Source organism: Lentiprolixibacter sp. (assembly GCF_982873095.1).
Genome location: NZ_CEYNTP010000003.1, coordinates 25,562 through 33,598 on the forward strand (window position 1 = coordinate 25,562; position 8,037 = coordinate 33,598).

General features: G+C 45.4%; 11 protein-coding genes. 3 read left to right on the forward strand and 8 right to left on the reverse strand.

Going from position 1 to position 8,037, the window contains the following annotated elements; genetic code table 11:
• The 4 genes from AC4E7D_RS00510 to AC4E7D_RS00525 form a co-directional block, all read right to left on the reverse strand.
• Positions 1-403: S41 family peptidase (locus AC4E7D_RS00510; protein ID WP_490171836.1), on the reverse strand; the 403-nt coding region annotated here is incomplete at its 3' end.
• Positions 404-856 (reverse strand): deoxycytidylate deaminase, encoded by a 453-nt coding sequence (locus AC4E7D_RS00515; RefSeq protein ID WP_490171837.1) that lies wholly within the window; start codon positions 854-856, stop codon positions 404-406.
• A gap of 109 nt (positions 857-965) precedes the next feature.
• Positions 966-1,550 carry a HupE/UreJ family protein gene (locus AC4E7D_RS00520; RefSeq protein ID WP_490171838.1) on the reverse strand — a complete coding sequence of 195 codons (585 nt, stop codon included), beginning with the start codon at positions 1,548-1,550 and terminating at the stop codon, positions 966-968.
• Positions 1,551-1,588: 38 nt separating this feature from the next.
• Entirely contained in the window at positions 1,589-2,320 is a 732-nt protein-coding gene (locus tag AC4E7D_RS00525) for a tellurite resistance TerB family protein (RefSeq protein ID WP_490171839.1), read from the reverse strand.
• A 128-nt stretch (positions 2,321-2,448) separates the two neighbouring features.
• On the opposite strand from AC4E7D_RS00525, the gene AC4E7D_RS00530 reads away from it, so the two are divergent.
• Positions 2,449-2,859, forward strand: a complete 411-nt coding sequence (locus tag AC4E7D_RS00530; protein ID WP_490171840.1) for a BrxA/BrxB family bacilliredoxin — start codon at positions 2,449-2,451, stop codon at positions 2,857-2,859.
• Between the two features lie 66 nt (positions 2,860-2,925).
• Here the strand turns inward: AC4E7D_RS00530 and AC4E7D_RS00535 are convergent, their stop codons facing one another.
• The gene (locus AC4E7D_RS00535; RefSeq protein ID WP_490171841.1) at positions 2,926-3,258 is read right to left on the reverse strand and encodes a YegP family protein; all 333 of its coding nucleotides are present in this window, start codon (positions 3,256-3,258) and stop codon (positions 2,926-2,928) included.
• A gap of 175 nt (positions 3,259-3,433) precedes the next feature.
• Between AC4E7D_RS00535 and AC4E7D_RS00540 the strand changes: the two genes are divergently transcribed.
• Positions 3,434-4,171 carry a lysophospholipid acyltransferase family protein gene (locus AC4E7D_RS00540; RefSeq protein WP_490171842.1) on the forward strand — a complete coding sequence of 246 codons (738 nt, stop codon included), beginning with the start codon at positions 3,434-3,436 and terminating at the stop codon, positions 4,169-4,171.
• Entirely contained in the window at positions 4,168-4,836 is a 669-nt protein-coding gene (locus AC4E7D_RS00545) for an HD domain-containing protein (protein WP_490171843.1), read from the forward strand. The genes AC4E7D_RS00540 and AC4E7D_RS00545 overlap by 4 nt, the downstream gene beginning before the upstream one ends.
• Positions 4,837-4,879: 43 nt before the next feature.
• Here AC4E7D_RS00545 and AC4E7D_RS00550 read toward each other — a convergent pair whose 3' ends face one another.
• From AC4E7D_RS00550 to AC4E7D_RS00560, 3 genes are all read right to left on the reverse strand, one after another.
• Positions 4,880-5,953 (reverse strand): PA0069 family radical SAM protein, encoded by a 1,074-nt coding sequence (locus AC4E7D_RS00550; RefSeq protein WP_490171844.1) that lies wholly within the window; start codon positions 5,951-5,953, stop codon positions 4,880-4,882.
• Between the two features lie 59 nt (positions 5,954-6,012).
• Positions 6,013-7,566: a hypothetical protein gene (locus tag AC4E7D_RS00555; RefSeq protein WP_490171845.1), complete on the reverse strand. Its 1,554-nt coding sequence runs from the start codon at positions 7,564-7,566 to the stop codon at positions 6,013-6,015.
• 22 nt (positions 7,567-7,588) lie between these two features.
• Positions 7,589-8,037 (reverse strand): enoyl-CoA hydratase/isomerase family protein (locus AC4E7D_RS00560; protein ID WP_490171846.1); only part of this gene is annotated, 449 nt, incomplete at its 5' end.

The following is an 8,037-nucleotide window of genomic DNA, read 5'->3' on the forward strand; positions in this document are numbered from 1 at the left end:
GGTCTCCAGGCATGATGCCTTTTTTGGAGCTGGGGCCACCAGGCACCGTACGGATCACGGTAATGGTATCCTTGTACATATAAAAATTTACCCCTATCCCCACGAAATCCCCTTTCATATTCTCTGAAACCCGTTTCATTTCACTTTTTGGGATATAGACAGAGTGCGGATCCAGTTTATCCAGGATGTTATTTACGGTAACGTCCACGATGCTATCCGTGTTGATATCGTCTACGTATTCGTAGTCGATATAGTCAATAAGCCTGTTGAGCTTATCTTTTTTAGAATTGGTGGTAAACAATTTTTCGGGCGTATCATTGAAATGCAGTTTCCCCCCGACAAAAATGCCTATCGCCAATGCCAGCGCCAGCAGTGTAGGCAATATGTAGTAGCTCTTCTTCATCTATTCAACTTCTGCTGAAAAATTACTTTTAATAACCGGCATGTGCACCAATTCCACCCCGGCTCGCTCAAGGAATTGAATCCCTGAATCGTCTTTATAGGAAATCTGATACACTACCCTTTTGATGCCTGCCTGATGGATGAGCTTACTACACTCCCTGCAGGGTGACAGGGTAATGTACAAAGTAGCTCCTTCACAAGATTGGGTGGATGCTGCGACTTTGGAGAGCGCATTGGCCTCTGCATGTAATACATACCATTTCGTGTACCCTTCTTCGTCCTCACAAACATTCTCAAAACCCGTGGGAGTGCCGTTATATCCGTCCGAAATGATCATGCGATCTTTTACGACGATGGCACCTACCTGTTTGCGCTTGCAATAGGAGAGTTTACCCCATTCATGGGCCATTCTTAGATAAGCCTTGTCGTATTTTTCCTGTTTGGTCTCTTTCAAGGGTGGCAATGTAATGCGACCGTGTCCTCACACTGGTCAATTGATGACTAAGATACCTGCTTTGAAAGAGCCTGACAACCCCAAAACGGTTAATTTTAAGTGAAAATCGTTAAGCGGGAAAGGTTTCCCTCAGCATAGGCAGGGTGATCAGCAGCACAATCAGGGAACACACGGCGATATAGACCGGGCGTTTTACCCTGAGTGCGACAAGGAGTACCCAACCCACCAGGAGTATAAACACGATTATGCCCACCTGAGAAATCTCGATACCCAAGGCAAAGCCCAGCAGGGGAATGGCCTTGTCTTCGATCTCGGCCATCATCATATTGAAGTAATTGGAAAAGCCAAATCCGTGTATCAATCCAAAAAACGTTGTGGCGACACCATGCCACAGGATTCGAAACTGATCCGCATCCCTCCTGGTGTAAAAGAGGTTGAATACTGCAGTAAGAAAAATCGTTACCGGGATCAGGAATTCGATCAAACCCACATCAACACGCAGAATATCGTAAGCAGAAAGGGCAAGGGAAAAACAATGAGCGAGGGTAAATAGCGTTGCCAGGATCAGGACCTTCTTCCAGCTTTTAAAGGTAAAGGGGACGGCAAGGGCTGCCAGGAAAAGGATGTGGTCATATGCCCCAAAATCCATGACGTGGTTAAAGCCCAGTTTTGTATAGAACCAAAAATCCTGCATTGCTATTTTAATTTTGACAAGCGAATGAAAGGGGGCACTTAGAGTCCCCGTTCGCGTTGTATGGATTCATATGCTTTTTGCACCTCCTTAAATTTTTCTTCCGCCCCTTTCTTAATGGCTTCGTTTTCTGTAAGGACACGATCCGGGTGGTACTTTTTAGCCATCTTGCGATAGGCCGTCTTTACCTCTTCGTCAGTAGCGGATTTCTCAATTTCCAAAATACGATAGGCATGGTCTGTGGTTTTTACAAACATGGCCTTAATACTCTCGAAATCGTAACGTCCCACTCTTAGATACCCCGCAATTTCCCGCAGTTTGTTCACTTCAGCCTTACTTACCGCCCCGTCTGCCTGGGCGATCCCAAACAAAAAATGCAACAGTTGCAGACGAACCTCATAGCGCGTCCTCTGGTTGAGATAGGTACAAATACGCCGTGCGGAAACTTCCCTTTTTTTAATTACTTCATTAAAGGTGCGAAAGATGGCATTTGCCTTGTCCTTTCCGTAGGTGCTGAGGAAATATTGCCTCACATAGTTGAGTTCTCTTTCGCTCACCTGCCCATCTGCCTTTATCACTATAGAACAAAGGGAAAGCAGGTTGAGCTCAAAATCAGCAGGGGAAACCGTTCTGCGACCCACGTCACCAAAAAGCGACTGCGGCCCATCCCCACTGCCAAGGTTATCTAAAAAACTACCCAGCAAGAAGCCTATCAGGGCCCCGGGAAGCCTGAAAAGAAAATACCCTAAAATCCCTGCGACCCACTTGATCATCTGAGGAAAAATTTTGGCCAAAGATAGGACATTTGGGGGTTATCAAAGGGCAGGCCGGGAGCTCGCATCTCTTGTGTAAAATGATTCTAATTAATTATCTTTGCTGCTCTTAATTAAAAAAAAAGACTATGTATCCCGCGGAATTAGTAAAACCCATGAGAGAAGACCTGGCTTCGGCTGGTTTTCAGGAATTATATACTGCAGAAGCCGTTGAGTCGGCCATCAAACAGGAAGGTACTACCCTTGTAGTGGTGAATTCTGTTTGTGGTTGTGCCGCAGCCAACGCAAGGCCGGCAGCCAAAATGAGTTTGATGCACCCCAAAAAACCCGACCATCTGGTTACCGTTTTTGCTGGTGTAGATACTGAGGCAGTTAACGCTGCCCGGGAGCTAATGGTACCCTTCCCTCCTTCTTCTCCCAGCATGGCCCTGTTTAAAAATGGAGAGTTGGTTCACATGATCGAACGTCACCATATTGAAGGCAGGCCTGCCGAGATGATCGCAGAGAACCTTGCAGGGGCGTACGACGAGTACTGTTAACTCCACACACCTCCACAATACAAAAAGGCGGCTCATGGCCGCCTTTTTATTGCATATTACAATACCTTAATCGGTTTGGTCATCGATAGATGCCCCGGCAGCATTGTTTTTAACGGATTTGATACCATTTTCCATGGAAGCATTGGAAGCATACATTTGGCTGGCCCCAATTACTTGTCCGTTAGAAGCTTTTAAATTAAAATAAGCCTTACCATTTTTGGCTGTTTTACGCTCAAAACGAGCATCGTCCGCGGAGTTCTTCCTGACAGATTCAATACCATTGTCACAAGCTGACTTGGAGTTATACGCCTCGCTTGATAAAATTACCTGACCATTACCGGCCTTAAGATTGAATCGGAATTTTCCCGCTTTGTCTTTTTTGATTTCGAATTTACCCATTGCAAAATGATTAGATTTTCTATTGCGTTAAAGATAAATATAATCTTCAGATTTTCACGGCTTTTTATGAAGAAGATCAATGGAATCAATGGAATCCATGAGAATATTACCTTATCTTCAATTTGGAAAAGGCGCTACTTATACGCTTAGTCTGTCCGGATTTTTATTTTTGTGTATGCGCAAGTTACTGGCTTACCCCTTAACTGTCCTCTACTTTATCCTGTTTGGGATAGTGCTGTTAGTGTTCCATCCCATCCAGTGGGTTTGTTTCAATGCCTTTGGCTACAATGCGCACAAGAGCAGCGTAAGTGTGCTTAACCTTTTCCTGATTCGAATTACGCTGATTCTGGGCACCCGCTACACCTTTAAAAATCCTCATAAAATCCCCAAAGATCGTCCCCTGATCATTGTTGCCAACCACCAGAGCATGAATGATATCCCTCCAATTATCTGGTATATGCGGGATCACCATCCCAAATTCGTCAGTAAAATAGAATTGGGGAAGGGTATCCCCAGTGTTTCCTACAATCTCCGCCATGGGGGCTCCGTCCTTATCGACAGGAAAGACAGCAAGCAGGCCCTGGAACAGATTGCCCGGCTGGGAGATTATATAGAGAAGCACAGGCGAAGTGCTGTCATCTTTCCGGAAGGAACGCGCAGCCGGACAGGACATCCCAAAAAATTTCAGATCAACGGACTAAAAACTATAATGAAACACGCGCCTTCGGCCCTATTGGTGCCTGTAACCATTAACAATTCCTGGAAAATGCTGCGCTATGGGAAATTTCCTTACGGTATTGGTTCCCATCTGAAATTCACGGTTCATGCCCCACTGGAAAATTCAGGGGACCCTGAGGCTTTGATCAAGAGGATTGAAGAACAAATAACCTCACAAATAGTTGTTGACCCATGACCGCTCCTGAAATTCTGAAGACTACCGAAACCTTTGTCAAAGCAACACTAGAAGGGGCAGAAGGGGGGCACGACTGGTGGCATACCTACAGGGTTTACCGAAATGCAATGGAAATCGCCGCTGGTGAAGAAGCGGATAAGCTAACTGTTGGCCTGGGTGCCTTACTGCACGATATCGCCGATGCCAAATTCCACAATGGGGACGAAACGGTAGGTCCGAAGAAAGCCGAGTCTTTCCTTAAAAGCATCGCGGTTCCGCAAGATCAGATTGAAGAGGTGGTAGATATCGTACAGAACATTTCTTTCAAAAATAGTCTGGAAAAGACGGGTAAGACTCATAAATCCATCACCTTGAAAATTGTGCAGGACGCCGACCGTTTAGACGCCATGGGGGCTATTGGCATTGCACGCGCTTTCAATTACGGTGGGTTTCGCAACCGGGCGCTCTACGATCCTGAAATTGAACCGGAAACAAACCTCAGCAAGGAAGAGTATAAAAACTCCAAAAGCCCTACTATTAATCATTTTTACGAAAAACTACTCAAGCTCAAGGACCAAATGAATACAGAAACGGGCAGAAAACTGGCCGTTGAACGACATGAATACATGCTGAAGTTCCTCGAGCAATTTTACAGGGAGTGGCATGGGGATGAGGGATCTCCCTGAAAAAGAACAAGCCCAGATCCTGGGCTTAAACAAACCAGTGGTACTAGAATAATCCCAGCTGACCGGTTTTGTATTGTGCATGCAGTTCCGTATTCAGCGGTCCTATTTTCCTGTCTTTAAAATACCTGCGTCTCGCCAGCCCGGCCAGGTCCTGGATCTGCTTCGCTATTTTGCCTTCACCACGTGTCCTCAGGCCAAAACGGCTATCGCTTAGCTGTCCCCCATGGCAGGCAGCTATCTGTGACAGCACCTTATCAGCTTTATCCGGTAGTGCCGTATTGATCCATTCCGTGAAAAGCGTACCTATGGCCCCGTTCAAACGCACCACGGTATATCCAAAAGACCGGGCACCGTGTTCCGAACAAGCCTTTGCCATGGATAACATCTCATGGCTGTTGATTCCCGGGATTATTGGTGCCAGCATAGCATTAACAGGAATACCGGAGCTACTGAGTTTTTCTACCAAACGTAATCTTTTTTTAATGGTCGCCGTGCGGGGTTCCAATAACCTCCGGGTTTTCTCGGAAAGGGTAGTAATAGACACATGGACAGCAAGCAAGCCATGGCCGTTCAGTTCTGTGAGCAGATCAAGATCCCTAAGGATCAAGTCATTCTTGGTTATGATCCCAACCGGGTGCCGGTATTTTAAAAAAACTTCAAGGCAGGACCTGGTAATCCCAAATTTTTTTTCCGCGGGTTGGTAACAGTCTGTATTCCCGGATAGTACGATGGTTTTTGCCTTCCAGCTGCGTTTTCTGAGTTGGGTGGCCAGCAGTTCGGCAGCATTTTTCTTTACCAGTATATTCCTTTCAAAATCCAGTCCGGCACTGTACCCCCAATATTCATGGCTGTTCCTGGCGTAACAGTAGATACAGCCGTGCTCACATCCCTGGTAGGGATTCATGGAATACTCCAATCTCAGGTCCGGACTGTTCACCTTATTTACAACAGACTTTGGATATACCTGAAGATATTGTGTCTTAATACGATCTGCAGGCTCCCCTGCTCTATGACAATACTCCAGAAAATCCCCCCGTTGTTCATGAATATGCTGAAGAAAGCGGTTGTGAAGGTTGCTTTGAGCTCCCCTGCCTGTAAGCGGTGTAGATTTTTTCATCAATGGAATATATCCAAATATATGGATTATTTCCAATAATAAATATGAAATAAGATGATCTAGTTAATAGAGACGTTCACCAGTTGTTTCTTGGTACCCCGTTTGGCATAAAAGAGCAAGGCGTCCTGATCCTTGTTCATCAGGGGTTTTGATACCATCAGGGGCAGGCGGGCATCCTTACTGTCTATCATCTTCGAATAGCTCATTTTTCCTGCTGCATCCAGCCTGATGACAAAAACGTTTCGGTTCCTGCTGAATCCCTGCTTAAAAATAAGCCGTTCATTGTTCAGCAATTCCGGGTTTTCCGCCGCGGAACTAATGAAGAAATAGGTATCCCCGTCCTTGATATAGGAACTATAGGAAGCGTAGGCACCATCGCCCTGCGTAACTTCGGCTTTGTTGATATTTCTGGCCCAGATCAGTTCGCCACTGGGTCCTAATTTCGCACTTACGATATCATTGTGGTGATACCGCTCCACACGGACCCGGCCGCCGCTTGAATTGGCCTGGATGCTATTAGTGACGAAATACTCTTCTGCATTGAACTGAACGCATCCGTCACTGGCAAAACTAACATTTTTGAACACCAGGTTCTTAACCTGTTCTGCATCATCCTTCCCGAATTTGTCTATCATGAACTGAGAAGAAAAGGGATTGTATTTTTTCGTTTTGATCTCCAGGTTCTCAGGGTTCAGGGAAAAGTATCCCAGCCCGTTGTAACGATTGTCCTTGCGATCTGCATAGAAGCCCACACAAATAAGCTGGTTTTTATTGAGGATGGGTTTCAGGGCTTCTGAATACTTTCCCGGCCCGTCAAAGGTTTGTATGATCTGTCCGCCATCGGTAATCTTGATCAACTCATATTGGAACTTGCGCTCAAGGGCTTTGAACCGTTTCTTTTTAAAATAGGCTTTGCTCATGACATATACTGCACTGAGGTCAGGAGCTACAGCCAGCTGTTCAAAGGCATAATTCTTATTTTCCACGGCTTCTGAGAAGTCGTGTTCCATAAGCTTTTTTAAGGAAGTACTAAACACATGGATTTTGTGCTTGTTCAGTTTGCCCTTCTTGTAATGGGTGCTGATTATAAATGCAGACTTATTATCATCGAACAATACGGTAGTTGTAAATCCTCTTGAAAAATTACGGTTGTAATAGTTTTTATCCAGGGGATTATTCACCGCTTCAGCCGGAATACGAAGGAGCAGCTCCTCAGTAAAGCGGTAATCGGAAACCGGACTACGGTGCATTACATAATCATAGGAAAGCGTATTGAGGTTGTAATCCAGAAATAGTAGGTAGAGCTGCCCGTTCTTTACATATCCGTCAACAAACTCCTTTCCTTTCAATTTGTAATTAAACTCATCAAGAAGCTTAAGGTCTTTGTCGTAATGCTCAATCAAATATCCTTTAGGACTTAAGACCAGGCCGGTGTAATAGGCCCTTACCAAAAGGGATCCTCCCGAACCGTCATCATCGATAGTTACCAGGTTAGAGTATTTATACCGATCGTTATATCTATCGCCAATCTCAAAAGATACCGGTATTTCCTGACCTTGCAGTAGTCCTGTTATTAATGCAAAAAACAGGAATGCTAGGGTTTTCCTAATCATAATAATAGCCGTTAGAGGTTATTCAGGCCCCTGGAAATTTGGCTTTTCTCTTTTCGAGGAATGCGGTAGTCCCTTCCTTGAAGTCAGCTGTACCGAAACACTCTCCAAAAGCTTTTATTTCAGCTTCAAATCCCCGGGCATTATTCTTAAAACCTGCATTTACAGCTTTTATTGCGTAAGAGATGGCTACCGGTGAATTATTCGATATCCTGCCTGCGAGCTCCTCACAAAACTCCAGCAGTTCTTCCTGGGGCACTACATGATTAACCAGGCCATATTCCCTGGCCTCTGCAGCATTGATCATCCCTGCAGTCATAATTAACTCCATAGCCCTTCCCTTTCCAATCAGCATGGGCAACCTTTGCGTACCTCCATATCCGGGGATGACACCCAGGGAAACCTCAGGGAGGCCCATGTGGGCATTCTCACTTGCCACACGGAAATGACAGGACAGGGCCAGTTCAAGCCCAC